At 69.0% G+C, this 24729-nt stretch carries 23 protein-coding genes; 8 read left to right on the top strand and 15 right to left on the bottom strand.

Annotated elements, in window-relative coordinates; genetic code table 11:
- Positions 1 to 2: 2 nt before the first annotated feature.
- Genes hpaE through ACZ0AA_RS00405 form a run of 3 tightly spaced genes read right to left on the bottom strand, consistent with a single transcriptional unit; the run spans position 3 to position 3714 of the window.
- Positions 3 to 1499: a 5-carboxymethyl-2-hydroxymuconate semialdehyde dehydrogenase gene (gene hpaE / locus ACZ0AA_RS00395; RefSeq protein WP_463511831.1), complete on the bottom strand. Its 1497-nt coding sequence runs from the start codon at positions 1497 to 1499 to the stop codon at positions 3 to 5.
- The gene (locus ACZ0AA_RS00400; protein ID WP_463511832.1) at positions 1496 to 2182 is read right to left on the bottom strand and encodes a GntR family transcriptional regulator; all 687 of its coding nucleotides are present in this window, start codon (positions 2180 to 2182) and stop codon (positions 1496 to 1498) included. The genes hpaE and ACZ0AA_RS00400 overlap by 4 nt, the downstream gene beginning before the upstream one ends.
- Positions 2179 to 3714: a fumarylacetoacetate hydrolase family protein gene (locus ACZ0AA_RS00405; protein WP_463511833.1), complete on the bottom strand. Its 1536-nt coding sequence runs from the start codon at positions 3712 to 3714 to the stop codon at positions 2179 to 2181. The genes ACZ0AA_RS00400 and ACZ0AA_RS00405 overlap by 4 nt, the downstream gene beginning before the upstream one ends.
- Before the next feature lie 88 nt (positions 3715 to 3802).
- On the opposite strand from ACZ0AA_RS00405, the gene ACZ0AA_RS00410 reads away from it, so the two are divergent.
- Complete coding sequence (locus tag ACZ0AA_RS00410; RefSeq protein ID WP_463511834.1) at positions 3803 to 5182, top strand: MFS transporter; 1380 nt, start codon at positions 3803 to 3805, stop codon at positions 5180 to 5182.
- Between the two features lie 60 nt (positions 5183 to 5242).
- On the opposite strand, the gene ACZ0AA_RS00415 is transcribed toward ACZ0AA_RS00410, so the two are convergent.
- Entirely contained in the window at positions 5243 to 5944 is a 702-nt protein-coding gene (locus ACZ0AA_RS00415) for an IclR family transcriptional regulator (protein ID WP_463511835.1), read from the bottom strand.
- A gap of 133 nt (positions 5945 to 6077) precedes the next feature.
- Between ACZ0AA_RS00415 and ACZ0AA_RS00420 the strand changes: the two genes are divergently transcribed.
- On the top strand, positions 6078 to 7949 hold the full coding sequence (locus ACZ0AA_RS00420) for an FAD-dependent monooxygenase (protein WP_463511836.1): 1872 nt from the start codon (positions 6078 to 6080) through the stop codon (positions 7947 to 7949).
- A gap of 141 nt (positions 7950 to 8090) precedes the next feature.
- On the top strand, positions 8091 to 8471 hold the full coding sequence (locus ACZ0AA_RS00425) for a VOC family protein (RefSeq protein ID WP_400861679.1): 381 nt from the start codon (positions 8091 to 8093) through the stop codon (positions 8469 to 8471).
- 18 nt (positions 8472 to 8489) lie between these two features.
- On the opposite strand, the gene ACZ0AA_RS00430 is transcribed toward ACZ0AA_RS00425, so the two are convergent.
- The 3 genes from ACZ0AA_RS00430 to ACZ0AA_RS00440 are packed head-to-tail and all read right to left on the bottom strand — an operon-like array spanning position 8490 to position 11598.
- Complete coding sequence (locus ACZ0AA_RS00430) at positions 8490 to 8924, bottom strand: NUDIX domain-containing protein (protein ID WP_463511837.1); 435 nt, start codon at positions 8922 to 8924, stop codon at positions 8490 to 8492.
- Between the two features lie 37 nt (positions 8925 to 8961).
- A complete protein-coding gene (locus ACZ0AA_RS00435; RefSeq protein ID WP_463511838.1) occupies positions 8962 to 9816 on the bottom strand; it encodes a PhzF family phenazine biosynthesis protein in 855 nt (284 codons plus the stop codon).
- Positions 9817 to 9843: 27 nt separating this feature from the next.
- A complete protein-coding gene (locus ACZ0AA_RS00440) occupies positions 9844 to 11598 on the bottom strand; it encodes a thiamine pyrophosphate-binding protein (protein ID WP_463511839.1) in 1755 nt (584 codons plus the stop codon).
- 205 nt (positions 11599 to 11803) lie between these two features.
- Here ACZ0AA_RS00440 and ACZ0AA_RS00445 point away from each other — a divergent pair, with 205 nt between their 5' ends.
- Genes ACZ0AA_RS00445 through ACZ0AA_RS00460 form a run of 4 tightly spaced genes read left to right on the top strand, consistent with a single transcriptional unit; the run spans position 11804 to position 15810 of the window.
- Positions 11804 to 13492 carry a circularly permuted type 2 ATP-grasp protein gene (locus tag ACZ0AA_RS00445; protein ID WP_463511840.1) on the top strand — a complete coding sequence of 563 codons (1689 nt, stop codon included), beginning with the start codon at positions 11804 to 11806 and terminating at the stop codon, positions 13490 to 13492.
- Positions 13486 to 14412 carry an alpha-E domain-containing protein gene (locus ACZ0AA_RS00450; protein WP_400861671.1) on the top strand — a complete coding sequence of 309 codons (927 nt, stop codon included), beginning with the start codon at positions 13486 to 13488 and terminating at the stop codon, positions 14410 to 14412. The genes ACZ0AA_RS00445 and ACZ0AA_RS00450 overlap by 7 nt, the downstream gene beginning before the upstream one ends.
- Positions 14409 to 15254 carry a transglutaminase family protein gene (locus ACZ0AA_RS00455; protein ID WP_400861669.1) on the top strand — a complete coding sequence of 282 codons (846 nt, stop codon included), beginning with the start codon at positions 14409 to 14411 and terminating at the stop codon, positions 15252 to 15254. Before ACZ0AA_RS00450 ends, ACZ0AA_RS00455 begins: the two co-directional genes overlap by 4 nt.
- A gap of 46 nt (positions 15255 to 15300) precedes the next feature.
- Positions 15301 to 15810, top strand: coding sequence for a phosphoribosyltransferase (locus ACZ0AA_RS00460; RefSeq protein WP_210097298.1), 510 nt, complete (start codon positions 15301 to 15303; stop codon positions 15808 to 15810).
- A 5-nt stretch (positions 15811 to 15815) separates the two neighbouring features.
- Here the strand turns inward: ACZ0AA_RS00460 and ACZ0AA_RS00465 are convergent, their stop codons facing one another.
- The 8 genes from ACZ0AA_RS00465 to ACZ0AA_RS00500 all read right to left on the bottom strand — a co-directional run bounded on the left by ACZ0AA_RS00465 (position 15816) and on the right by ACZ0AA_RS00500 (position 22508).
- The gene (locus ACZ0AA_RS00465; RefSeq protein WP_463511841.1) at positions 15816 to 17339 is read right to left on the bottom strand and encodes an ATP-dependent DNA ligase; all 1524 of its coding nucleotides are present in this window, start codon (positions 17337 to 17339) and stop codon (positions 15816 to 15818) included.
- A 78-nt stretch (positions 17340 to 17417) separates the two neighbouring features.
- The gene (locus ACZ0AA_RS00470; RefSeq protein ID WP_463511842.1) at positions 17418 to 18188 is read right to left on the bottom strand and encodes an enoyl-CoA hydratase/isomerase family protein; all 771 of its coding nucleotides are present in this window, start codon (positions 18186 to 18188) and stop codon (positions 17418 to 17420) included.
- Between the two features lie 10 nt (positions 18189 to 18198).
- Complete coding sequence (gene paaE, locus ACZ0AA_RS00475; RefSeq protein ID WP_463511843.1) at positions 18199 to 19380, bottom strand: 1,2-phenylacetyl-CoA epoxidase subunit PaaE; 1182 nt, start codon at positions 19378 to 19380, stop codon at positions 18199 to 18201.
- Positions 19380 to 19886, bottom strand: a complete 507-nt coding sequence (paaD, locus tag ACZ0AA_RS00480) for a 1,2-phenylacetyl-CoA epoxidase subunit PaaD (protein ID WP_463511844.1) — start codon at positions 19884 to 19886, stop codon at positions 19380 to 19382. The genes paaE and paaD overlap by 1 nt, the downstream gene beginning before the upstream one ends.
- Positions 19880 to 20722 (bottom strand): 1,2-phenylacetyl-CoA epoxidase subunit PaaC, encoded by an 843-nt coding sequence (gene paaC / locus ACZ0AA_RS00485; protein ID WP_400861659.1) that lies wholly within the window; start codon positions 20720 to 20722, stop codon positions 19880 to 19882. Before paaC ends, paaD begins: the two co-directional genes overlap by 7 nt.
- On the bottom strand, positions 20719 to 21024 hold the full coding sequence (gene paaB, locus ACZ0AA_RS00490) for a 1,2-phenylacetyl-CoA epoxidase subunit PaaB (RefSeq protein WP_210097303.1): 306 nt from the start codon (positions 21022 to 21024) through the stop codon (positions 20719 to 20721). Before paaB ends, paaC begins: the two co-directional genes overlap by 4 nt.
- Positions 21024 to 22001 (bottom strand): 1,2-phenylacetyl-CoA epoxidase subunit PaaA, encoded by a 978-nt coding sequence (paaA, locus tag ACZ0AA_RS00495; protein WP_400861657.1) that lies wholly within the window; start codon positions 21999 to 22001, stop codon positions 21024 to 21026. The genes paaB and paaA overlap by 1 nt, the downstream gene beginning before the upstream one ends.
- An 87-nt stretch (positions 22002 to 22088) precedes the next feature.
- Positions 22089 to 22508, bottom strand: coding sequence for a pilus assembly protein CpaE (locus ACZ0AA_RS00500; RefSeq protein ID WP_400861655.1), 420 nt, complete (start codon positions 22506 to 22508; stop codon positions 22089 to 22091).
- 95 nt (positions 22509 to 22603) lie between these two features.
- On the opposite strand from ACZ0AA_RS00500, the gene ACZ0AA_RS00505 reads away from it, so the two are divergent.
- Positions 22604 to 24727: a RecQ family ATP-dependent DNA helicase gene (locus ACZ0AA_RS00505; RefSeq protein WP_463511845.1), complete on the top strand. Its 2124-nt coding sequence runs from the start codon at positions 22604 to 22606 to the stop codon at positions 24725 to 24727.
- Positions 24728 to 24729 lie beyond the last annotated feature (2 nt).

Here is a 24729-nt window from a genome sequence, read left to right on the forward strand (position 1 = left end):
GCTCAGTTCTTGCCGAAGGTCGGGTTGTGGGCGCCGCCGAGCGTGATGTGCACACTCTGCTGGTCGGTGTAGAAGTCGATCGAGCGGTAGCCGCCCTCGTGGCCGAGGCCAGAGGCCTTGACGCCGCCGAACGGGGTGCGCAGGTCGCGCACATTGTTGCTGTTCAGCCACACCATGCCGGCCTCGACGGACTGCGCGAAGTTGTGGGCGCGCTTCAGATCGTTGGTCCAGATGTAGGCGGCGAGTCCGTACTTCGTGTTGTTCGCGAGATCGAGCGCCTCTTCGTCGGAGTCGAACGGCGTGATGGCGACCACAGGTCCGAAGATCTCCTCCTGGAAGATGCGGGCGTCGGGGGAGACGTCGGCGAACACCGTCGGCGCGACGAAGTTGCCCTCGTCGAACCCTTCGGGGCGACCGCCACCGGCGACGAGGCGACCCTCGGTCTTGCCGATCTCGACGTAGCTCATCACCTTGTCGTAGTGCTCGGGGTGCACGAGCGCGCCGACCTCGGTCGCGGGGTCGTGCGGGTAGCCCACCTTCACGCGCTTCGCCTGCGCGGCGTACTTCTCGACGAACTCCTCATAGATCGACCGCTCGACGAGGATGCGGGATCCCGCGGTGCAGCGCTCGCCATTGAGGGAGAACACTCCGAAGATCGTCGCGTCGACCGCGGCCTCGAGGTCGGCGTCGGCGAACACGACGGCGGGGGACTTGCCGCCGAGCTCCATCGACAGACCCTTGAGGAACGGGGCGGCGTTGCCGAAGATCAGCTGCCCGGTCGAGCTCTCGCCCGTGAACGAGATGAGCGGCACATCGGGGTGCTTCACGAGGGCGTCACCGGCGTCTTCGCCGAGGCCGTTCACGAGGTTGAAGACGCCCTTGGGCAGGCCGGCCTCCTCGAAGATGCCCGCCCACAGCGAGGCGGACAGCGGCGTGAACTCGGCAGGCTTGAGCACCACGGTGTTGCCCGTCGCGAGCGCGGGGCCGAGCTTCCACGACTCGAGCATGAACGGCGTGTTCCACGGGGTGATGAGCCCGGCGACGCCGATCGGCTTGCGGTTGACGTAGTTCATCTGCTTGCCCGGCACCTTGAAGGCGTCATCGGACTGCGCGACGATCAGGTCGGCGAAGAAGCGGAAGTTCTCGGCGGCGCGGCGGGCCTGTCCGAGCGCCTGGGTGATCGGCAGCCCCGAGTCGTACGACTCGAGCTCTGCCAGGCGGGCGTCACGGGACTCGACGAGGTCGGCGATCCTGTGCAGCACCCGCGAGCGCTCGCGGGGGAGCATCCGCGGCCACGGGCCCTCGTCGAACGCGCGCTTCGCTGCGGCGACGGCGAGTTCGATGTCGGCCTTCTTGCCCGCGGCGGCCGTCGTGTAGGTCTTGTTGGTCACGGGGTCGAGCACATCGAAGGTGTCGCCGTCGACCGAGTCGACGAACGCGCCGTCGATGTAGTGCTGGATGTGGTCGGGCAGATCGGCGGGGATGCGGGAATCGGTCATGACTCGTCTCCTGGGTTGTGGTGAGAACGGGTGTGGAGCGCGTCGAGGAAGGCATCCCTCGTGCGCAGGCGGTGATTTCGGGCGGCGAGCTCGATCTCGAGCGGGTCAGCGCCCGATCGGATCAGCTCGAGGATCTGCGTGTGCTCTTCGACGGAATGCTGGGCGCGGCCGGGCACATAGGCGAACGTCGAGTCGCGGATGCCGGAGAGCCGCGCCCACCCTCGGTGCACGAGGTCGAGCAGGTGCGGGTTCGGGCAGGGCTCGAAGAGCAGAGAGTGGAACTGTCGGTTGAGCTCGGTGAACGCGTGCGCATCGAGGTGCCCGAGCATCTGAGTCATCCGCTCGTTGACGGCCTCTGCTGCGTCGAGCGTCTCCGGGTCGAGCAGCGGTGCCGAGAGTGCCGTGGCCGCACCTTCGACCAGGCCGAGCGTCTGCATGGTGTGCGCGTACTCGCTCTCGTCCACGAGAGTGACGCGGGCGCCGACGTTGCGCTCGAAGGTCACGAGACCCTCGGCTTCGAGGCGCCGGATGGCTTCGCGCACCGGCACGACGCTCATGCCCAGCTCTTCGGCCAGGGAGCCGAGCACGAGGCGGTAGCCCGGGCCGAAGGCATGTGCCGAGATGCGCGAGCGGATCCAGGCGTAGGCCTGCTCCGATTTGCTGGAGTTGGCGACCGCGGTCACGAGTGCGACCCTGCCTCAGACCCCGCGCCCGTGGCGGCCTCGTACTTGGCGCGCCAGTCCGCGTTGAGCGGGAACAGCCCGTCGACGGGGTGCCCGGCCGCGACCTGCTCGGCGATCCAGGCGTCTTCGATCTCCTGAGCGAGAGTGTCGTCCGCGACCTGCTCGGCAAGAGAGGGCGGGATCACGACGACGCCGTCGCTGTCGCCGACGATGATGTCGCCGGGCTGCACCGTGGCGCCGCCGCACGAGATCGTGATGTCGGAATCCCACGGCACGTGCTTGCGTCCGAGGACAGACGGGTGCGCGCCCTGCGAGAAGACCGGCAGTCCGATCTCGGCGACCGCGTCGAAGTCGCGCACGCCGCCGTCGGAGACGACGCCCGCCGCCCCGCGAGCGCGGGCACGCAGCGCGAGGATGTCGCCGAGGGTGCCGGTCGTCGCATCGCCTCGGGCCTCGATCACGATGATCTCGCCCTCGTCGACGGCGTCGAACGTGCGCTTCTGCGCGTTGTAGCCGCCGCCGTGGGTCTTGAACAGATCCTCCCGGAAGGGCACGAAGCGCAGCGTCTTGGCGGTGCCCACGATCTTGCTGCCGGGGATGTTCGCTGAGACGCCGTCGATGAAGCACGAGTGATGGCCGCGTTTGCGCAGCTGGGCGGAGAGGCCGGCGGTCGGCGCCTCCATCAGCTTGGCGCGCAGCGCGGGGGAGAGCACGGGAACAGCCTCGGCAGGCGCAAGTCCGGCCTCTTCACGAGAGCCCCAGGCTTCGGTGCGCTGCAGGTCATCGACGGCGGGCAGCGAGCCGATCTCGGCGTCGAACGGCACGTCGCCCTGCGTGACCGTGGTCACCAGGCGTCCTGACGACGGCGCGCCCTCGGCATCCGGCGCGTCGACCTCGACCTCGACCACGTCGCCCGGGACGATCACGGAGGACCCCGCGGGGGTGCCGGTGAGGATGACATCGCCGGGCTCCAGCGTGAAGTGCTGCGAGAGGTCGGCGACCAGCTGGGCGAGCGGGAAGATGAGACCGGCCGTGGTGTCGTCCTGGCGCAGCTCGCCGTTGACCCAGGCGCGTACGCGCAGAGCGGCGGGGTCGACGGCGCGGGCGTCGATCAGCTCGGGGCCCAGGGGCGTGAATCCGTCGCCGCCCTTGGAGCGGACGTTCGAGCCCTTGTCATTGGCGCGCAGGTCGTAGATCCCGAGATCGTTCGAGGCGGTGACCCAGCCGACGTGGCTCCAGGCGTCATCGAGTGAGACCCGACGGGCGGGGGTGCCGATCACGAGGGCGATCTCGCCCTCGAAGGCCAGCAGCTCGGTGCCGGCCGGGCGTTCGACGGTGCCACCCGAGACGCCGACCGAACTGGCCGGCTTGAAGAAGTAGGAGGGGGCTGCGGGCCGCCGACCCCGCTGATCGGCACGGGAGGCGTAGCTCAGGTGGATCGCGATGATCTTGCCGGGGCGGGTCATGGATGCCGTCACGGGGCGCCTCCTCGCGCTTTGCGTCGACGCCTTGTGCGTCGTATTCGAAATCATATATCATCGTGTCACCCCTCGGCAAGCAACTCGAAACACCTCGTGCGCGAGCCGTGACAATGCGGTCACAATCAAAGGAGACACCCCTATGAGCGGGCAGTCACAGGCGGGGTTCACCCCCACCGGAACAATCGCGACACCGGCCGATCGGCGCCGGGTCGTGTTCGCCACCGTCGTCGGCACCACCGTCGAGTGGTACGACTTCTTCATCTATGCCACGGCCGTCGGCCTGGTCTTCGGACAGCTGTTCTTCGAGCCGCTGGGGGCGAACAGCGCCATCGTCGCCTTCGCGACCGTCGGCGTCAGCTTCCTCTTCCGCCCGCTCGGAGCCTTCCTGGCCGGTCACTACGGCGACAAGCTGGGGCGCAAGACGGTGCTCATGTGGACGCTGATCCTGATGGGAGCGGCGACCGCACTGATCGGTGTCCTGCCGACCTATGAGGCGATCGGCATCGCCGCCCCGATCCTCCTGGTGCTGCTGCGCATCCTGCAGGGCATCTCGGCCGGTGGCGAGTGGGGCGGCGCGGTGCTGATGGCCGTCGAGCACGCGCCGAAGTCGAAGCGCGGGATCTTCGGCGCCTCGCCCCAGATCGGCGTGCCCCTGGGGCTGCTGCTCGCATCGGGCGTGATGGCGCTCATGACCGTCATCGCCCCGGGGGATCAGTTCATCCAGTGGGGCTGGCGCATTCCGTTCCTGCTCAGCGTCGTCCTGATCCTGGTCGGCTACTACGTGCGCCGCAAGGTCGAGGAGAGCCCGGTCTTCATCGAGCTCGCCGAGCGCAAGGAGAAGGCGAGCATGCCGATCGTGCAGCTGTTCCGCAAGCACCTCCTGCTCGTCATCGTCGCCGCCCTCGTCTTCGCCGGAAACAACGCGGTGGGATACATGACGACCGGCGGATACATCCAGGGCTACGCCACCAACCCCGAGGGTCCGATCGGCCTCGAGCGCGGCCCCGTGCTGTGGGCTGTCGCCGGGTCGGCCGTCACCTGGCTCATCACGACTCTGATCGCGGGGTGGCTGTCCGACCGGATCGGCCGGCGCACGACGTACATCATCGGCTGGGTCATGCAGCTCGTCGGTGTCTTCACGCTCTTCCCGCTGGTCAACACCGGCGAGATCGGTCTTCTGTTCGCCGGCCTTGCGATCCTGACGATCGGTCTCGGGTTCACGTACGGACCGCAGGCGGCCCTGTACACCGAGCTCTTCCCCGCCAGCATCCGCTTCTCGGGCGTCTCGATCTCGTATGCGATCGGCGCGATCGCCGGTGGGGCGTTCGCTCCGACCATCGCGACCGCCATCGTGCAGGCCACCGGCTCGACGCAGGCCGTCACCTGGTACCTCGCCGGGATGACCCTGCTCGGCCTCGTGGCGACACTGTTGCTGCGTGATCGCTCCGGCATCCCGCTGGGCCCGGATCACGAGGAGGAGCAGTCGGTGAGCCCGATCCGCGGGCTCGCCAAGGTCTGACGCGCGCCGCATCCAGAACGCACGTCCGCCTCGCGGGCGTGCGTTCTGCGTGTCCCCGGCTCAGCCTTCGAGGGCTTCGCGGATCGCGGATGCCGAGCGCCGCAGACGTGCTGCGATCTCAGCGTCGTCGAGGGCCGTGGCGACATGCACCACCGCGATCGCCGAGGGGCGCTGGCCGCGCAGCACGAGCGGCACCGCGACCGATCGCACGGTGGGGATGACCTCGTCGTGACTCGTGGCGTATCCGCGCACGCGAGCCTCTTCGACCTCCGCGTGCAGGGCGGCGGGCGCATCGCCCGGCCATTCCGAGATCGGGAGCTGCGTGAGGATCGCCTTGCCGGGCGCGCCGACGGTGACCGGGTGTCTGGCGCCCGGGCGCTGCGCGACGCTCGCGATCGCGTGCCGGGGCTCGATGCTCGCGAGCGTGATGCAGTCGTCGCCGTCGAGCACACCGAGGAAGCACGTCATGCCGAGTTCGTTGGCGATCGCGGTCAGCTCGGGGATCGCCTCGGCCTGCAGGTCGTGGGCGACGCCAGCCGCCAGCGCCGCCATGCGAGGACCCAGAGTCACGGCACCCGACGCGTCTCTCCCGATGAGCCGGTGGTCCTCCAGCGTGCGCAGCAGTCGATACGCGACCGAGCGGTGGACCGCGAGTCGCACCGCTATCTCGTCGATCGTGAGCGGGATCCGCGCATCGGCGAGCACTTCGAGGATCCGGATGCCGCGGCTGAGGGTCTGCGAAGCCGGAGTGCCTTCGGGCATGCGTTGCGCTCCCTTGCGTTTCGGGACGAGCGTCCCTAAGCTGTGTTCAATAGTAGAACGTCGTGTTCGAATATAGAACACGTTCGGTTCGAACGCAACACCCGACAGAGACGTCCGGAAGGAATCGACGACGATGCAGTTCCACCACCACGGCTATGTCTCGGGAGACCCGCGCGTGAAGGATGCCGAGGGCATCGGCACCGAGCGGCCCGCAGACCTCCCTGACGAGATCGACGTGCTGATCGTCGGCTCCGGCCCCGCCGGCATGCTGCTCGCCGCGCAGATGTCGCAGTACCCCGACGTGTCCACGCGCCTCATCGAGAAGCGCGAGGGGCGGCTGGTGCTCGGTCAGGCCGACGGCATCCAGCCGCGCAGCGTCGAGACGTTCCAGGCCTTCGGCTTCGCCGAGCGCATCGTCGCCGAGGCGTACAACATCGGCTGGATGAACTTCTGGGGGCCGAACCCCGAGAAGCCCGACGAGATCGTGCGGACGTCGCGGACCGCCGACTACGCCTACGACATCTGCGAGTTCCCGCACCTGATCGTCAACCAGGCACGAGTGCTCGACTACTTCGCGGAGGCCGCCGCGAACGGCCCGGGTCGCATCGCCCCCGACTACGGCATCGAGTTCACCGGACTCACCGTGCACGACGACGGCGAGTATCCGGTCGAGGTCTCGCTGCGCTACGTCGCGGGGGAACGCGCAGGCGAGGAGCGCACGATCCGTGCGAAGTACGTCGCCGGGTGCGACGGTGCGCGCAGCGGCGTTCGTCAGTCCATCGGGCGCACGCATGTCGGCGGCAGCGCGGCGCATGCCTGGGGCGTCATGGACGTGCTCGTCAACACCGACTTCCCCGACTGGCGCACCAAGTGCGCGATCAACTCCGAGGCGGGCAACATCCTGCACATCCCCCGCGAGGGCGGCTACCTCAGCCGGATGTACATCGACCTGGGCGAGGTCGCCGAGGACGACGACCACCGCGTGCGTCAGACGCCGATCGAGGAGATCATCGCCAAGGCGAACGCGATCCTCACTCCCTACACGCTCGACGTGAAGGAGGTCGCCTGGCACAGCGTCTACGAGGTGGGGCACCGGGTCACCGACGGGTTCGACGACGTGATCGACGGGTCGGGCCGCACGCCGCGGGTGTTCCTCACAGGTGACGCCTGCCACACGCACAGTGCCAAGGCGGGCCAGGGCATGAACGTGTCGATGCAGGACGGGTTCAACCTCGGATGGAAGCTCGGGTCCGTGCTCACCGGGCGGGCCCCCGAGGCGCTGCTCGCCACGTACGGCGCCGAGCGCCGGCCTGTCGCCCAGCAGCTCATCGACTTCGATCGCGAGTGGTCGACTCTGATGGCGCGCAAGCCCTCGGAGATCACCGACCCGACTGACCTCGCGACGTACTATCTCGCGACGGCGGAGTTCCCCTCGGGGTTCATGACGCAGTACACCTCGTCGATGATCACCGGCTCCGACGCGCACCAGGGTCTCGCCGTCGGATACCCGCTGGGCAAGCGCTTCAAATCTGCAGAGGTCGTGCGGGTAGGCGACGGCAACGCGATCCACCTGGGACACCACGCCAAGGCCGACGGGCGCTGGCGCGTCTACGCCTTCGCCGGCCGCGACACGGCGAGCCTCGACGCATGGGCAGCAGGGGCTGGGCCGGTGTTCGAGCGGTTCACGCCCGCGGATGCCGACACCGACGCGGTGTTCGACGTGAAGGCGATCTACCAGCAGCCGTATGAAGAGATCGAGGTCACGTCCGCGCCCGCTCTGTTCCAGCCGAAGACCGGTCCGCTCGGGCTCACCGACTGGGAGAAGGTCTATGCCGCTGGGCCGTCGAAGTGGACGGAGACCGACATCTTCGAGGCGCGCGAGCTGTCGCGCGACGGAGTCGTGGTCGTGGTGCGCCCCGACCAGTACGTCGCCGCGATCCTGCCTCTGGACGTCGTGGAGGAGCTCGCCGCATTCTTCGACGGGGCGCTGCTGCCCGCATCCTGAGTCCGTCGCGAGAGCCCCTCGCGCCCTCGGGAGGACACGGGTGAGATGCCTCGCACGGGTGAGGCACCTCTGGCGGGTGTCGGACGCCCCGCGTACCGTGAGGGTCGATGGGCGACGTCGCCCCGACAGGAGGAGTGCGCGATGGAGTGGAAGATCGAGCTGATCTTCGTCCCGGTCTCGGATGTCGACCGGTCGAAGGAGTTCTACGAGAAGATCGGATTTCATGCCGATCACGACCAGGTGCCGTATGAAGGCCTGCGGTTCGTGCAGATGACCCCTCCCGGGTCGGCCTGCTCGATCGCCTTCGGCACCAACCTCGGCGAGGGGCTCTTGCCCGGCCAGCAGAACACGATCCAGGTGGTCGTTCCGGATGCCGACGAGGCGCTCGCCCACCTTCACGGGCTCGGAGTCGCGGCACAGGGCGTCGATGAGCAGGCGTGGGGGCGGTTCGTCACGTTCGACGACCCCGACGGCAACACCTGGACGCTGCAGGAGCTGCCGGACTACAGCGCTCAGGCCTGAGCGCTGTAGGCGTCGTGCTCAGCGCTCGGTGATCGCGAACAGAGCCTCGGGTGCACCCGAGGGGAACAGGATGCGCGCGCCGGAACGGATGTCGTCCACCGGCACCCAGTGCACGGGGCTGCCCTCGTCGAGGATGCGGAGTTCGGCGTCGAGGGGCACGGCATCGAGCGCTGCGGACGACACCGCGAAGACGTGCGCGATCTCGTGACAGGGTGAGCCCTCGTACGTGAAGATGTTCTCGAAGACGCCGAGAAGCTCCGCAGCGTCGACGACGACGTCGAGTTCTTCTGTGAACTCGCGACGCAGCGCCTCCTCCGCCGTCTCGCCGAACTCGATGCCCCCGCCGATCGCACGGAGGAAGTCGAGCCGACGTGAGCGGTCGTGTCCCTCGAGCGCGAGCAGGTGACCGTCCTTGACGGGGAGTCCGACGGCGATGTTGCGGATGGCGGGCATCCCGGAAGGCTAACGCACCGCCCATGCCCGCGAGCGATCAGCCGATCTGCGTCGCACCCCCGGAGACGACGATCCCGCCGCGCGGAGGGATGGTCACCGTGAGCAGGCTCGGCCGCCGGACATGGGCTCCCTGGTGGAGTCGCACGGTCGTCTCGGGGTGGTCGAGTGCGCGCAGATACGCCCCGGTCGATGCTGCGGCCGAGCCGGTCGCCGGGTCCTCGGTGATGCGACCGACGGGGAAGAGGTTACGGGCGTCGAAGTCGGCGGGGCCGGCGGCGTGCAGCACGGTCACGGTGCCGAGCCAGCCGTTCACGCGCATGAGAGCCGCGACCTCGGCAGGGGAGAAGCGGAACTGGTCGAACAGCTCGCGGTCTTCGACGACGAGGATCGGATGCCAGTTGCCGGCGAACGCCTCCTTCGGCGGAAAGCGCTCATCGAGGTCGGACGCAGTGAGGTCGAGCAGTCCGAGCAGGCGCTCGAGCGCTTCGGCGTCGAGGTCGCGCACCTGCGGTTCGACGCTGGTGAACGAGACGGTCACCGCGCCGTCCGCGCCGACCACCGATCGCAGTGCGACCGCGCCTGCGTTCGTGTCGAACACCACGTCGCCCGGGCCGTCGCGCTCAGCGAGGGCCACGGCCGTCGCCACGGTCGCGTGTCCGCAGAACGGCACCTCCGCGGCCGGGGAGAAGTAACGCGCGCGATATCGCGGCGCACCGGAGTCGTCCGCGCGACCGACGAGGAAGGCGGTCTCTGAGAAACCGACATCCGCCGCGATGCGCTGCATCCGCTCATCCGACAAGCCGCCGCCGTCGAGCACGACCCCGGCGGGGTTGCCGCCCTCGGGGGTCGCCGCGAAGGCGCTGTACCGCAGGACACTCGGATCATCCGTCATGACGAGGAGCCTAGCGATCCTGCGGAGTCACGAATTCACGCGGATGATCTCCTGCTGGTACGGCGCGATCACGTCACCCGAGATGCGCAGGTCGAGCAGCAGGAACCTGCGCGTCGCGGGATCCTCTTCCGTCCAGGACGCGAGCCGATCGAGGTCGGCGAGGTTCTTGACGACCACGCCCTCGGCGCCGACCGCAGCGCCGAACGCCGCGAAGTCGACCTCGGGAATCAGCATCGGTCCCTCGGCGAGTCCCTTCAGACCATAGAGGTTGACCTCGGCGCCGTAGGCGGCGTCGTTCCAGATCACTGCGATGCCGCGGCCGCCCGCGGCGCGCACCGCCGACTCGAGGTCGGCGATCGCCATCAGGCCGCCTCCATCCCCAGAGGTGAGGACGACTGTCGACTCCCGGCGGGCGAGAGCAGCACCGACGACACTGGGCCAGCCCTGGCCGATCGATTGGAACGCCGTGCCGACCATCATCATGCGATCGGGTGCCTCGACAGGCCAGTACATGTTCGCCCAGCCGATGAAATGACCGCCGTCCGAGACGACGACGCGGTCGGAGGGCAGGAGCTCTGCGATGCGGCGGGCGGCCGACCGGGGATCCAGGCGCCCGTCGGGGGCGAGGTCGTCGCCCGCGTCATAGGTTCGTGCGGCCGCGACATCGACGGTTTCACGCCACGGCTGTCCGGGCGCAGCTTCGGATGCCGGTGCCGACGCGCCGTGTGCGACCCCTGCCACCTCGGCCTGGCGGGGCGCTGCTCCGAAGTCGTGCCCGGCGTCGGGTCGAGGAGCGGACGACAGGGCGCTGACCCGTGCGACCAGCGCCTCTGCGGCGACACGGGCGTCGGCACGCACGAAGCCGCCGACGTGCGGATGCGTGGCAGCCGGAGCGATGTCGATCTGGAACACCTGTGTTCCCGGGGCGAAGAGCTCGCCGAAGCGCATCGTGAACTGGTTCAGCGACGCGCCGAACACGACTGCGACGTCGGCGGAGTGCACTAGGTCCATCGCCCCGTCCGCGCCGAATCCGCCGGTGACGCCGAGATCGAACTGCGGCTCGGGAAAGACCCCACGGCCGAGAGCCGACGACGCGGTGAGTGCGCCGGTCATCGTAGCCAGCTCTCCGAGGGCCTTCCCGGCGCCAGCCAACCACGCCCCGCGACCGGCCAGCAGGAAGGGGCGGGATGCGCCCCTCAGTGCTGCGGCGATCTCGTCGAGCGTGCCCTCCGCGAACTCGCCGCGGGGAGCGAGCGGCGCGGGGATGCGGGGCGTCGGCGCCTCGGGCACCGCGCCCGCCTCGAGCGATGCCACGTCGTACGGGATGGCGAGCACGACGGGGACGCGGTAGGTCAGGGCATGCTCGATCGCGATGACGGTGGTCGCCGCGGCATCCGCATGCCCGACCGTATAGGTGCGAGCACCGACGGCGGATGCGAGGGCGATCTGGTCGACATCCCACGGGCGCGGGCCGGAGGTCGGCTCGTCGCCCACCACGAGCACGAGCGGCACGTGGGCCTGGACGGCCTCGGCGAGGGCCGTGAGGGTGTTGGTGAAGCCGGCCCCGTAGGTCGAGGTGCCTGCGGCGATGCGGCCGGAGGCCCGGAAGTGCGCATCGGCGGCGACCACTGCGCCCTGCTCATGACGGACGGCGGTGAAGACCGCATCCGTCTGGGTCTCGATCGCGTCGAGGAAGTAGGCGTTGCCGTTGCCCATCACGCCGAAGACGGCGTCGATGTGCTGAGCGAGAGTGAGGGCGACGTGCGCGGAGACGGAGGGCATGCGAAAGCCTTTCGAGACAGGGACGGAGAAACATTCGTATTCCGTATGTGTCTCGCCCCCGCGTCATCGTGGGGAGCTTCGTGCCTCTTTTTCAGGCACCGGCGTCAGAGAGCGCCGGACGGGTAGATCCTATCGCGCCCGGGCCGACGCGGCGCCGACTTGCGCGCGTAACACCATCGAAACGGCGACACGGAAACATGCGGTCATGGAGTCACTGTTCGACGGATACACCTCGCGCCGGTCGCCGCGACGAGCGGGCGCCGCACCCTGGGACGAGATGTTCCCCTCAGACGCATCGGCTGGCGGCGAGGGCGTGCGCCTGCCTTATCAGGACATGTATCCGGCGCTCGCGGCCATGGACGACGCGGAGCTGAGGGCACGCACCGACGCGCTCGCCAGCTCGTATCTCGCTCAGGGCGTCACGTTCGACTTCGCAGGGGAGGAGCGTCCATTCCCTCTCGATGTGGTCCCTCGCGTGGTCGCCGCCGATGACTGGCGCTACGTCGAGTCGGGAGTGAAGCAGCGTGTGCGGGCTCTCGAGGCGTTCCTCGCCGATGTCTACGGGCCGCAGCTCGCGGTGCAGGACGGTGTGATCCCCGCGTCGCTGATCAGCTCGTCCGCTCACTTCCACCGTCAGGCGGCGGGCGTCGTCGGCGCGAACGGAGTGCGCATCCATGTCGCGGGCATCGATGTCATCCGCGACGAGCTCGGAGCCTGGCGCGTGCTCGAAGACAACGTGCGCGTGCCGAGCGGCGTCAGCTACGTGCTGGCGAATCGGCGGGTGATGGCGCAGACGCTTCCCGAGCTGTTCACGAGCCTGCGGGTGCGACCCGTCGTGGACTACCCTGGCCGCCTCCTGCAGGCTCTGCGTGCGGCGGCGCCAGACGGCGTCGATGATCCGACGGTCGTGGTTCTCACCCCCGGCGTGCACAATTCGGCGTACTACGAACACACCCTGCTCGCGCGCATGATGGGCATCGAACTCGTCGAGGGGCGCGACCTGTTCTGCTCCGGCGGGCGCGTGTGGATGCACACGACTGCCGGCCCGACGCGGGTCGACGTCATCTATCGGCGGGTCGACGACGAGTTCCTCGACCCGCAGCACTTCCGTCCCGATTCTGTGCTCGGTGCCCCCGGTCTGATGCTCGCGGCTCGCCTCGGCAACGTCACGCTCGCCAACGCCGTGGGCAACGGCGTGGCGGACGACAAGCTCGTCTACACGTACGTCCCCGACCTGATCCGCTACTACCTGGGCGAAGAGCCGGTGATCCCGAACGTCGACACCTGGCGGCTCGAGGATCCGGGCGCGCTCGAGGAAGTGCTCGACAGGCTCGACGAGCTGGTGGTGAAGCCGGTCGACGGGTCGGGAGGCAAAGGGCTCGTGGTCGGGCCGGACGCATCGCGCGAGACGCTCGACGACCTGCGCAATTCGCTGCGGGCCGACCCCCGGGGTTGGATCGCCCAGCCGGTCGTGCAGCTGTCGACCATTCCGACACTGGTGGAAGACGGGTTCCGCCCCCGGCACGTCGACCTGCGTCCCTTCGCGGTGAACGACGGACACGACATCTGGGTGCTGCCCGGCGGACTCACCAGGGTCGCTCTGCCCGAGGGGCAGCTCGTCGTGAACTCCAGCCAGGGCGGCGGCTCGAAGGACACCTGGGTGCTGGATCCCTCTCTGCTCACCGGGCCGACGACGACCGTGGAGGGCGACCCGGATGCGGCGGCAGACGAGGTGTCGCTCGCCACCGGGGCGATCGCCGTCGTGGCACCGACGAGCGGTGACGCGCACCCGCCGTTCCTCTCGTCGCCGCAGGACGAGGACCTGGAGCTGCGCCATCACCAGCAGCAGCAACAACAGCAACAGCAACAGCAGTCGGGAGGAGCGGGATGCTGAGCCGTATCGCCGAGGCGCTGTTCTGGATCGGCCGCTACGTCGAGCGGGCCGACGGCACTGCGCGCATCCTCGACGTGCACCTGCAGCTGCTGCTCGAAGACCCGTGGGTCGACGAGGACACGGCCTGTCGTGCGCTGCTCTCGGTGATGGGCACGACGGCGGACGCCGATACCGTGCTGAGTCGTGACGACGTGGTGAGCCGCCTCGCCCTCGACCGCGAGCACTCCGCATCGATCGCCCACTCGATCGCGGCTGCGAGGGAGAACGCGCGGCGGGCGAGGGAGATCATCTCGACGGACCTCTGGGAGACGCTCAACGAGTCCAACGCGCGGATGCCGCGTCGGATCGCCTCGGACAAGACGCATCCGTTCTTCCGCTGGGTCCGCGACCGCTCGGCGTTGGCGTTCGGTGTCGTCGACTCGTCGACGAGTCGTGATGAGGCGTGGCACTTCTTCGTGCTCGGCCGATCGATCGAGCGCGCCGACATGACCGCGCGGCTGCTGGCGACGCGGTCGCTGACCGAGGCAGGTGGTCCGAGCTGGACGACGCTGCTGCGCAGCTGCGGTGCCTACGAAGCACATCTGCGCAGCCACCGAGCGGTGCCCACGGGCGCGTCCGCGGTGGAGTTCCTCCTGATCGACCGACTGTTCCCCCGCTCGGTGCTCTCCAGCATCCTGCAGGCGGAGGAATGCCTGCGCGGCATCGATCCGGCCGGCGCATTCGGGGTGCCCGACCGCGCTCATCGCGTGCTGGGGCGCATGCGATCGGAGCTGGAGTACCGGCCGATCGGCGACACCGTGCATCGTCTGTCGGAGAGCATGGAGGAGGTCCAGGTGGGGATGTCTGTGGCGAGTGACGCGATCAGGGAGCGGTACTTCCCGTCGATCGCGATGCCGGTGTGGATCGGAGAGGCGCTGTGAGCCGCCTCAAGATCGTGCACCGCACGGGCTTCCGCTACGAGCAGCCGGCCACGGCGTCGTACAACGAGGCGCGGATGCTGCCGCACTCCCGAGAGGGACAGTTCGTGCTGCAGGCGACGCTCGACATCTCGCCGACGGCCACGCAGCACTCGTACTCCGACTACTGGGACACGCGGGTCTCGACATTCGAGCTGCTGACACCCCACCAGATGCTCTCGGTCACGGCGACGAGTGTGGTCGACGTCAGGCCGCTGCCGACGGCGACCGCCGGGATCGACTGGGATGAGCTCGCAGCCCGCATACCGCAATCGCTCGCGCTGGCCGAATGCGTCGCGCAGACCCCCGCCACCGCTCCTGATGAGGAGATGCGCGATCTCGCCCTGCACATCGAAGCGGAGGGCGGCGGCGTGGACGAGACCGCACTGGACATCTGCCGCGCGGTCGGGGAGGCGATGGAGTACCGCAGCGGTGTCACCGGTGTGGGCTCGACGGCGCGTGACGCCTGGCCCACCCGGTCGGGGGTCTGTCAGGACATCGCTCACGTGGCTCTGGGGGTGCTGCGCGCAGCCGGGATTCCCGCGCGCTACGTCTCGGGGTACCTGCACCCCGACCCGACGGCGGCGATCGGGCAGCCGGTGACGGGGGAGTCGCACGCCTGGGTGGAGTGGTACTCCGGAGAGTGGCGCGGATACGACCCCACCAATCTCGTCGAGGTGGGCGAGTCGCACGTCTACGTCGGGCACGGCCGGGACTACACCGACGTGCCGCCGCTGCGCGGTGTGTACGCCGGACCCAGCGCGTCCGAGCTGTTCGTGTCCGTGGAGATCACTCGTCTCGGCTGAGAGTCGGCAGCGCCCGGGGAGTGCGGCGGTGGGGAAGAATGAGACGATGACGGATGCATCGATCGAGCGCGAGACGCTCACCTGGGACGGCTTCGGATCGGCGACGCGAGACCTCGCGCGCAGCATCCTCGACAGCGGCTTCATGCCCGAGGTCGTGGTGGCCATCGCTCGTGGTGGCCTGCTGCCTGCCGGCGCCATCGCCTACGGCCTCGGCGCGAAGAACTGCGGCGCGATCAACGTCGAGTTCTACACCGGCATCGGCACGGTGCTCGACGCCCCGGAGGTGCTGCCGCCCGAGCTCGACATGGCGTACCTCGACGGTCGTCGCGTGCTGCTCGTCGACGACGTCGCCGACTCCGGTCGCACACTCGCACTCGCCGTGCAGCTGTTGAAGGACAAGGGCGCCGATGTGCGCTCGGTCACGATCTACACGAAGCCGTCGACGATCATCCAGCCCGACTACGCGTGGAAGGACACCGATCTGTGGATCAACTTCCCGTGGTCGTTCCAGGGCACCGTGCGTGAAGAGGATCTCGGACTCGCGCCGTCCGCCTGAGGGTCTCAGCCCCGCTGCAGCGAGCGCAGAGTCTGGATGGTGTCGGCGTCTGCGACGGTCTTGTCGGGGCGATACCCCTTGACGCGGGCGAAGCGCAGCGCGATTCCGCCCGGATAGCGCGGAGACCGCTGGACGCCGTCGATCGCGATCTCGACCACGAACTCGGGGCGCAGGAAGACCGTGCTCTGGGTGCGTCGCGTCTCGAGTGCCGGGAACTGCTCGGTCTGCCAGCGCAGCAGCTCGTCGGTCAGGCCCTTGAACGTCTTGCCGACCATCACCAGACCGCCCGGATCGCCGAACTCGCCACTCGGATCGAGCGCGCCGAGATGCAGGTTCGACAGCCATCCCTGGCGCCGACCAGACCCCCATTCGGCCGCGAGGACGACCAGGTCGAACGTGAGCACGGGCTTGACCTTGACCCACGACTTGCCGCGTCTGCCGGCGGCGTAGGGAGCATCGACTCCCTTGACGACGACTCCCTCGTGCCCCGCCACCAGTGCCTCTCGCGACAGTCGTTCGGCAGCCTCGGGGTCGTCGGTCACGATGCCGGGCATGCGCCACTCGCCGACGACCCTCTCGAGTTCGCCGAGGCGGGTCGAGAGCGGCTCGTCGAGCAGATCGCGCCCGTCGACGTGCAGGATGTCGAAGAACCACGGACGCAGGACGAGCTCGCGCGAGACGTCGGCGCCGAACCGCGACATCGTCTCCTGGAACGGTCGGGGGCCGCCGTCTTCGTCGAGAGACAGAGTCTCGCCGTCGAGGATCAGATCGTGGGCGGGAAGGCCTCGCACGATCTCGACGATCTCGGGCACCCGGTGGGTGATGTCGGCCAGGCTGCGGGTGTACACGCTCACGTCGTCGCCGCTGCGGTGCACCTGGATCCTCGCACCGTCGAGCTTGTATTCGACGGACGCCCGGCCTGTGACGTCGAGGGCTGCGGTCGGGGTCGCGGCGGTCGAAGCCAGCATGGGCAGCACGGGGCGGCCGACGACCAGGCTCACCGCATCGAGCTCGGCCTCGGTGCCGGTGATCGCGAGGAGCGCCGTCTCGCCGAGATCGCCCGAGAGCATCGCCGCTCGCCGTACCGATGCCGCCGGTCGATCGGATGCCCGGGCGATCGCGTCGAGCAGCACGCCGCCGAGCGCGCCGGTGCGCAGCTCTCCCCGCATCGCCCGGGAGAGGAGATCCCATTCGTGCTCGGTGGCTCGGTTCGCGAGCGCCGCGAGCGTGGCGGTGCGCGTCGCAGCGGAGCCGGAACCCGACGTGCGAGCGAGAGTCTCGAACCCCTCATCGACGTCGCCGATCGACAGGGTGGGAGAGTCGGCGTGCGAGACCTCGAGTGCGGAGATCCCGCGCCAGCCGACGCCGAGCCGCCCTTGACGCGGAGCGGCCAGGAGGATTCCGACGACGACGGGGATCTCATCGCGGTCAGCACGCGCGAGCAGCTGCGACAGCGCATCGATCTTGGCGAGGCGCGATGAGGTCGCGGTGACGGTGTCGGCGGTGGAGACGAGCTCCGAGAGCATCATGCAGGCAGTCTCGCATCGGCATCCGACATCGACGACTCCCTTGCTTTCGCCTGTCCAGCCGCAGTAGGAACGTCCGGCTCAGCGCCCGCGGAACTCCGGCGTGCGCTTCTCCTGGAAAGCAGCGAAGCCCTCGCGGTAGTCGTCGGTGTCGCACAACGCGGCCTGAGCCGCGTTCTCGAGGTCGATCGAGTCCCACAGAGCCAGCCGCTCGTCGCGGATGCGCGCGACGAGCTGCTTGCTCGCCAGGAACGCGGCGGTGGCGCCTCGTGCGGCGGTCGCCGCGGCATCCGTCGTCGTCTGCAGCACCTCGTCGTCGGGGAGGACCCGCGAGAAGAGGCCCGAACTCACGGCTTCCGAGCCGCTCATCAGGCGACCGGTGTAGATCAGGTCGAGGGTCTTGTGCGCGCCCAGTCTTTCGACGAAGAGCGCGTGCCCGCCGGAGTCGAGCGTGGCGCCCAGCGCCGCGAAGGGTGAGCCGATCTTGGCGGATTCCGCGACGTAGACGACATCGGTGGCGATCAGCAGCCCGAGTCCGACCCCCAGACAGGCACCGTGTGCGACCGCGAAGGTCGGCGAGGGGAAGCGCGACATTCTCTGCAGCAGCGGCGTCACGAGGCCACCGAGGTAGCCCATGACGTCGTCGTCGCGCGGGTCGACCGCCGAGATGTCCCGCCCGGCGCAGAACGCCCGGCCCTCGCCGCGCAGCACGAGCGCCCTGACTCCTGCCGCGTCGGCCTCGTCGTAGGCGCGACCGAGATCCCGCAGCGCCTGCTCGTCGAGCGAGTTCAGCTTCGCCGGCGCGTTCAGCATGACCGTGGCGACGTCGTCGGCGATGGTGAGATCGATCATCGGATGCTCCTCAGACGTCGTAGTCGACCACGACGCGGTCGCTCGTCGGGTGGGACTGGCAGGTCAGCACGTAGCCGCGGTCGAGCTCGTCGGGTTCGAGGGCGTAGTTCTCGGTCATCGTCACGCTGCCCTCGATGACTCGCGCACGGCACGTGCCGCAGACACCGCCCGCACACGCGAACGGGGCGTCGGGGCGCACCCGCAGCGCCGCGTTCAACACCGACTCGTGCGCATCGACGGGGCTCTCGACGGTCGAGGAGACGCCGTCGAGGTTGACCTCGATGCGGATCGTCTTCTCTCCCGCTCGCACCTCGACGGGCCGCGCTGCTCGCACCGGCTCATCGCCGGTCGTGAAGAGCTCGAACCGGATGTGCTCGCGCGGCACGCCGACGTCGGCGAGCACCTCGCGGCACAGGTCGACGAGCGAGAGCGGGCCGCAGAGGAACCACTCGTCGACGTCGCTCGGATCGATCAGCATCCGCAGGATGGTGCGCAGCTTCTCCTCGTCGATCCGGCCGGACAGTACCGGTGCCGTGCGCTGCTCGCGCGAGAGCACATGGTGCAGCGTCACCCTGGTGGGGTAGCGGTCTTTGAGGTCGGCGAGGTCTTCGAGGAACATCACGTCGAGCGTCGAGCGGTTCGTGTAGAGCAGCGTGAAGCGTGACGAGTCCGAGCGCGTCAGCACGGTGTGCGCCAGTGCCATCAGGGGGGTGATGCCCGAGCCTGCCGCGATGCCGACGACGTGGCGGTCGTCGAGGTCGTCGAGGCCCGAGGTGAACGTGCCCTGCGGGCTCATCACGTCGATCTCGAATCCGGCGTGCAGCCCGGTCTGCGCCCACGTGGAGAAGAGGCCGCCCTCGTCGCGCTTCACGGCGACGCTCAGGCGGGTCGGCAGTCCCGCCTCGATCTCCTCCGCCGTGCGATGCTCGGGGGCGCGACACAGCGAGTACGAGCGGCGCACCTCGGCGCCGTCGAGCGTCGTGCGCAGTGCCACGTACTGGCCGGGCAGGTGGTCGTAGTCGTCGGCGAGCTCTGCCGGCACGGTGAAGGTCACCTCCACGGAGTCGTCGGTGAGTGGACGCACCTCTTCGACGGCGAGAGTGTGGAACCGGGCGCGCTTCTTCGCCGTCGTCGACGCGGCGCGATAGGTGGCGGCTGCCGGAGCGATGCCCGGAGAGGCGAACAGCGACATCAGTGCACCTTGAAGTGGTCGAAGGGCTCGAGGCAGGCGCGGCATTCGAAGAGCGCCTTGCACGAGGTGGATCCGAAGCGGGAGACCTCACGGGTGTCGAGCGATCCGCACCGGGGGCAGCGCACGCTGATGGCGAGCCGGATCGGGCCCGATGAGATCGCCGAGCGCCCGGATGGCGGGGCGATGCCGTACTGCGTGAGCTTCTGCTTGCCGGCATCCGACATCCAGTCCGTCGTCCAGGCGGGGGAGAGCACGAGGCGCACCTCGACCTGCGCGTACCCGGCTGCTGTGAGCGCCAGGATGACGTCGTCGCGGATCGTGTCCATCGCCGGGCATCCGCTGTAGGTCGGGGTGATGTCGACTCGCACGACATCACCGTCGATCGCGACGGCGCGCAGCACGCCGAGGTCTTCGATCGTCAGCACGGGAACCTCGGGATCGGCCACTGCGGCGGCGATCCGCCAGGCGGCTGCCTCGGTGTCCGGGCGCAGGATGTCGGTCACCATGATGCCCCCGGATGCCGTCTGGCGAGCACCTGCATCTCGGCGAGCAGATGACCGAGCGGTGACGCGTGCGCCCCTCGTCTGCCGCCGGCGGAGGAGGCAGAGACGGCGGGTGTCTCCAGCTCCGCCTCGGCGAACACGGTGTCGATGACCGCGTCGAAACCGGGGCGCAGCGTCGACGGGCGCACGGCGGCGTCGCCGAGCCGCTCGATCAGGGGTTCGTCGCGGAAGAGCTCGTCGACGTAGGGCCAGACATCGCCCAGCGCGCGGATGATCCGCTGCCGCGACTCGTCGGTGCCGCCGGCGAGGCGAAGCACCCACTGCACAGAGTGGTCGCGGTGGTAATCGACCTCTTTGAGCGACTTCTCGGCGATCGCCGAGAACGTCGGCTCGGTGCTCCCTCGCAGAGCGGAGTAGAGCTCGAACATGTAGGTCGACACGACGAACTGACGCGCGATCGTCTGCGCGAAGTCGCCGTTGGGCTGCTCGACTATCCAGGCGCTGCGGAAGTCCGGCTCATCGCGGAAATATGCCAGATCGTCTTCGGAGCGTCCGTCGTACGACCCCGCAAAATGCAGGAACGAGCGGGCATGTCCGAGCAGATCGAGGGCGATGTTGCCGAGCGCGACGTCCTCTTCGAGTTCCGGCGCGCGGGCGATCCACTCGCCGAGCTGCTGAGAGAGGATCAGGGCGTCGTCGCCGAGCCACAGCGCGTACTCGGCGATGTCGGCGGATGCCGCCGTGGAGCCTGTTCCCGTGAGCTCCTCGCTCAGTCGCAGCTCGTCGACCGACACGTCGCCGTGCAGGTCGCCGTGGGGGTCCGCATGGATCTCGTTCACAGGTGCGGCACCCCTTCGGACGCCGTGTAGTACACGGCATGCCGGTAGTTCTTGCCTGCGGGGCTCTCGAAGTAGGCGCCCTTGGCATCGGGGTCGCTCGTCGTGATCGCATCCGCCGGAACGGCCCAGATAGACACGCCCTCGCCGCGGCGCGTGTAGAGGTCGCGGGCGTTGCGGATCGCCATGTCGGCATCCGGGGCATGCAGGGAGCCGACGTGCACGTGGCTCAGACCGCGATTCGCGCGGACGAAGACCTCCCAGAGGGGCCACGGTTCGCGTTCGTCGGACCCCGGCGTCGCCATCATGCCACCGCCTTCGTCTTCAGCGCCTGCTTGCGGGCGTACTCGGCCGCGGCCTCACGCACCCACGCGCCCTCCTCGTGCGCCGTGCGGCGGCGCTCGAGTCGTTCGGCGTTGCACGGACCGTTGCCGCGCAGCACCTCGAAGAACTCGTCCCAGTCGATCTCGCCGATGACGTACTGCCCTGTCTCGTCATCGAAGCGCAGATCGGGGTCGGGGAGGGTGATGCCGAGGATCTCTGCCTGCGGCACGAGCATGCCGACGAAGCGCTGGCGCAGCTCGTCGTTGGTGAAGCGCTTGATCTTCCACTTCATCGACTGAGCGGAGTTGGGGGACTGGTCATCCGGCGGCCCGAACATCGCCAGACTCGGCCAGTACCAGCGGTTCACGGCGTCCTGTGCCATCTGCTTCTGCTCATCGGTGCCCTGCATGAGCGAGAGCAGGATCTCGAATCCCTGCCGCTGATGGAACGACTCCTCCTTGCACACGCGCACCATCGCGCGTCCGTAGGGTCCGTACGACGCCCGGCACAGCGGCACCTGGTTGCAGATCGCGGCACCGTCGACGAGCCACCCGATCGCGCCCATGTCGGCCCAGGTGGGGGTGGGGTAGTTGAAGATCGACGAGTACTTGGCCTTGCCGCTGATGAGCTGGTCCATCATCTCGTCGCGGGTGATGCCGAGGGTCTGCGCGGCGGAATAGAGATACAGGCCATGGCCCGCCTCGTCCTGCACCTTCGCCATCAGGATCGCCTTGCGCTTGAGGCTCGGTGCCCGGGTGATCCAGTTGCCCTCCGGCTGCATTCCGATGATCTCGGAGTGCGCGTGCTGCGAGATCTGACGGATCAGCGTCTTGCGGTAGGCATCGGGCATCCAGTCTCGGGGCTCGATGCGCTGCTCGTTCGCGATGAGCTCGTCGAACAGGCGCTCGTCATCGGAGAGTTCGCCATCGACGAGGGAGAGATCTGCGGGGCTGGTCATCATCGACTCCTCGGTATCCGATCGGCTTTACTGACCGGTCGTTAGGTAATTCTGACACGCCCGTCCGTCGTGCGCAAGAAGCGGCGCTCAGCGGGAGCGCGAGACGAGATCGAGAAGAGCGAGGCCGTATGCCTCCGAGGGGTCCGGATGCTCGAAACGCAGGGTCTCACCGGCGATCTCGGCCTCGACGACGAAGGCGTCGGGAAGGCGGGTGAGTGCGCGGAACGTGCCGCGCAGCAGCTCGCGCAGCTGATCCTCGCGGGGGAGCCATACGGCATCCGCCAGCGTGACCGCGTCGAGCGCCCACTCGGTGGTGCCGTTGAAGGCGAGGTCGGTGCCGCTGGGGGTCTGTCTCGCCTCGATCGTCATCGCACTCACGGTGAAGACGTCGGCCTCGGCCTCGAGCTCGACATCGTTCGGGAGGTCGAGCTGGAAGCGATCGCCCTCGGAGGGATGCCACACGAGTCCGGCATCACGCAGGGACACGGCCAGTTCTCGGGTGATCATCGTTCCACGGTAGACGACGTCGTCGGATGAAGGGCCGTGGCGACCCTGTGGACGGCGAGGCCCCCGGTGTCGGCGGTCTCGGGCAGAGTGGAGACATGACTTCCACCCCCTCTGTCGATACCCGCGGCGCTGCACTCTCGGCGCTGCGCGAGCTGGTCGGTCGCTCCGACGCCGACTTCCACGACGGGCAGTACGAGGCGATCGAAGCGCTGGTCGAGGGGCGTCGCCGCGCACTCGTCGTGCAGCGCACGGGGTGGGGCAAGTCGGCCGTCTACTTCGTCGCGACGCTGCTGCTGCGACGGCAGGGTGCCGGGCCCACCGTTCTGGTGTCGCCTCTTCTCGCGCTGATGCGCGACCAGATCGCCGCGGCCGAGCGGGCCGGTGTGCGGGCGGTCGCGATCAACTCGACCAACGCGCACGAGTGGTCGGAGGTGATGGGGCAGCTCGACCGAGACGAGGTCGATGTGCTGCTCGTCTCTCCCGAACGACTCAACAACCCCGCGTTCCGCGAGCAGCAGCTGCCGGCGCTCGTTCGACGGATCGGCATGCTGGTGGTCGACGAGGCGCACTGCATCAGCGACTGGGGCCACGACTTCCGGCCCGACTACCGACGCCTGCGCGACCTCATCGAGCAGATGCCGCAGTCGGTGCCCGTGCTGGCCACGACGGCGACGGCGAACAGCAGGGTCGTCGCCGACGTCGCCGAGCAGCTCGGCACAGGGGGTGCCGACTCCTCGGGCGGCGAGCCGGAGGTGCTGACGATCCGCGGTCCGCTCGCCCGCACCTCGCTGAGGCTCGGGGTGCTGCGTCTGCCCAACTCGGCGAGCCGTCTGGCGTGGCTGCTCAGTCACCTCGACGATCTCCCCGGTTCCGGCATCATCTACACGCTCACGGTCGCCGCCGCGGTCGACACGGCGCGACTGCTCCGCGATCACGGCCACGAGGTGCGCGCGTACACAGGGCAGACCGACACCGACGAGCGCACGGAGTCGGAGGGGATGCTGAAGCGCAACGAGGTGAAGGCACTCGTCGCCACGAGCGCCCTCGGCATGGGGTTCGACAAGCCGGATCTCGGTTTCGTGCTGCACCTCGGCGCTCCGTCATCACCGGTCGCGTACTACCAGCAGGTCGGTCGTGCCGGCCGTGCGAGTGAGAGCGCCGACGTGCTGCTGCTGCCCGGCGTCGAAGACCGCGACATCTGGCACTATTTCGCGACGGCGTCGATGCCCGACCGTGAGCGTGCCGAGCGCGTGATCGGGGCGCTCGGCGACCAGCCGATCTCGACTCCCGCGCTCGAGGCCATGGTCGACATCCGGCGCACGCCGCTCGAACTGCTGCTCAAGGTGCTCGATGTCGACGGTGCGGTGCGGCGCGTGCAGGGCGGATGGGTGGCCACGGGTGAGCCCTGGACCTACGACGCCGAGCGTTACGAACGCATCGCCGGTGAGCGTCGAGCCGAGCAGCAGCACATGATCGACTATGAGCAGACCGACGGCTGCCGGATGGAGTTCCTCCAGCGTTCGCTCGACGATGACACAGCCGCCCCCTGCGGCAGGTGCGACAACTGTGCGGGCATCTGGTTCCCGAGCGAGATCGGCGCATCCGCGACGACTCAGGCGGCGGAGTCGCTCGATCGGGTGGGTGTTCCGGTCGAGCCGCGCCGCGCCTGGCCGACCGGCGCCGACAAGCTCGACGTGCCGGTGAAGGGGCGTATCGCGGCGGGGGAGCAGGCGGGAGAGGGCCGCGCGCTCGCCCGGCTCACCGACCTCGGCTGGGGCGGTGCTCTGCGCGAGCTCTTCGCAGCGGGGGCGCCGGACGCGCCCGTGTCTCCGCAGGTGCTCGGCGGCTGCGTGCGTGTGCTCGCGGGCTGGGGCTGGGCGGAGCGCCCGGTCGCGGTGGTAGCCATGCCGTCGCGTTCGCATCCGCTGCTCGTCGACTCTCTCGCCAGGGGGATCTCCGAGATCGGCCGGCTTCCCTACCTCGGTGCGCTCGACCTCGTGAACGGCGGGCCGACGGGTCAGCCCGGCGGCAACAGCGTCTTCCGTCTCGCCGGTCTCTGGGACAGGTTCAGCGCGCAGGGTCTCGACATTCCCGAGGGTCCGGTGCTCCTCGTAGACGACCTGGCCGACAGTCGATGGACTCTCACGGTCGCCGCGCGCACACTGCGTCATGCCGGCGCCACGGAGGTCCTTCCGTTCGTGCTCGCGCTCCGCGGCTGACG

The sequence above is a fragment of the Microbacterium sp. AC035 genome (genome assembly GCF_979258485.1).

What these genes read in the sequence shown, in the direction of transcription:
- ACZ0AA_RS00445 (WP_463511840.1), top strand. Translation starts at nt 11,804, where the DNA reads ATGGAGTCACTGTTCGACGGATACACCTCGCGCCGGTCGCCGCGACGA.
- ACZ0AA_RS00425 (WP_400861679.1), top strand. Translation starts at nt 8,091, where the DNA reads ATGGAGTGGAAGATCGAGCTGATCTTCGTCCCGGTCTCGGATGTCGAC.
- ACZ0AA_RS00405 (WP_463511833.1), bottom strand. Translation starts at nt 3,714, where the DNA reads ATGATTTCGAATACGACGCACAAGGCGTCGACGCAAAGCGCGAGGAGG.
- ACZ0AA_RS00410 (WP_463511834.1), top strand. Translation starts at nt 3,803, where the DNA reads ATGAGCGGGCAGTCACAGGCGGGGTTCACCCCCACCGGAACAATCGCG.
- paaB (WP_210097303.1), bottom strand. Translation starts at nt 21,024, where the DNA reads ATGGCGACGCCGGGGTCCGACGAACGCGAACCGTGGCCCCTCTGGGAG.
- paaE (WP_463511843.1), bottom strand. Translation starts at nt 19,380, where the DNA reads ATGTCGCTGTTCGCCTCTCCGGGCATCGCTCCGGCAGCCGCCACCTAT.
- ACZ0AA_RS00470 (WP_463511842.1), bottom strand. Translation starts at nt 18,188, where the DNA reads ATGATCGATCTCACCATCGCCGACGACGTCGCCACGGTCATGCTGAAC.
- ACZ0AA_RS00505 (WP_463511845.1), top strand. Translation starts at nt 22,604, where the DNA reads ATGACTTCCACCCCCTCTGTCGATACCCGCGGCGCTGCACTCTCGGCG.
- ACZ0AA_RS00465 (WP_463511841.1), bottom strand. Translation starts at nt 17,339, where the DNA reads ATGATGCTCTCGGAGCTCGTCTCCACCGCCGACACCGTCACCGCGACC.
- hpaE (WP_463511831.1), bottom strand. Translation starts at nt 1,499, where the DNA reads ATGACCGATTCCCGCATCCCCGCCGATCTGCCCGACCACATCCAGCAC.
- ACZ0AA_RS00440 (WP_463511839.1), bottom strand. Translation starts at nt 11,598, where the DNA reads ATGCCCTCCGTCTCCGCGCACGTCGCCCTCACTCTCGCTCAGCACATC.
- ACZ0AA_RS00415 (WP_463511835.1), bottom strand. Translation starts at nt 5,944, where the DNA reads ATGCCCGAAGGCACTCCGGCTTCGCAGACCCTCAGCCGCGGCATCCGG.
- ACZ0AA_RS00500 (WP_400861655.1), bottom strand. Translation starts at nt 22,508, where the DNA reads ATGATCACCCGAGAACTGGCCGTGTCCCTGCGTGATGCCGGACTCGTG.
- ACZ0AA_RS00420 (WP_463511836.1), top strand. Translation starts at nt 6,078, where the DNA reads ATGCAGTTCCACCACCACGGCTATGTCTCGGGAGACCCGCGCGTGAAG.
- ACZ0AA_RS00450 (WP_400861671.1), top strand. Translation starts at nt 13,486, where the DNA reads ATGCTGAGCCGTATCGCCGAGGCGCTGTTCTGGATCGGCCGCTACGTC.
- ACZ0AA_RS00460 (WP_210097298.1), top strand. Translation starts at nt 15,301, where the DNA reads ATGACGGATGCATCGATCGAGCGCGAGACGCTCACCTGGGACGGCTTC.
- paaD (WP_463511844.1), bottom strand. Translation starts at nt 19,886, where the DNA reads ATGGTGACCGACATCCTGCGCCCGGACACCGAGGCAGCCGCCTGGCGG.
- paaA (WP_400861657.1), bottom strand. Translation starts at nt 22,001, where the DNA reads ATGACCAGCCCCGCAGATCTCTCCCTCGTCGATGGCGAACTCTCCGAT.
- ACZ0AA_RS00430 (WP_463511837.1), bottom strand. Translation starts at nt 8,924, where the DNA reads ATGCCCGCCATCCGCAACATCGCCGTCGGACTCCCCGTCAAGGACGGT.
- ACZ0AA_RS00435 (WP_463511838.1), bottom strand. Translation starts at nt 9,816, where the DNA reads ATGACGGATGATCCGAGTGTCCTGCGGTACAGCGCCTTCGCGGCGACC.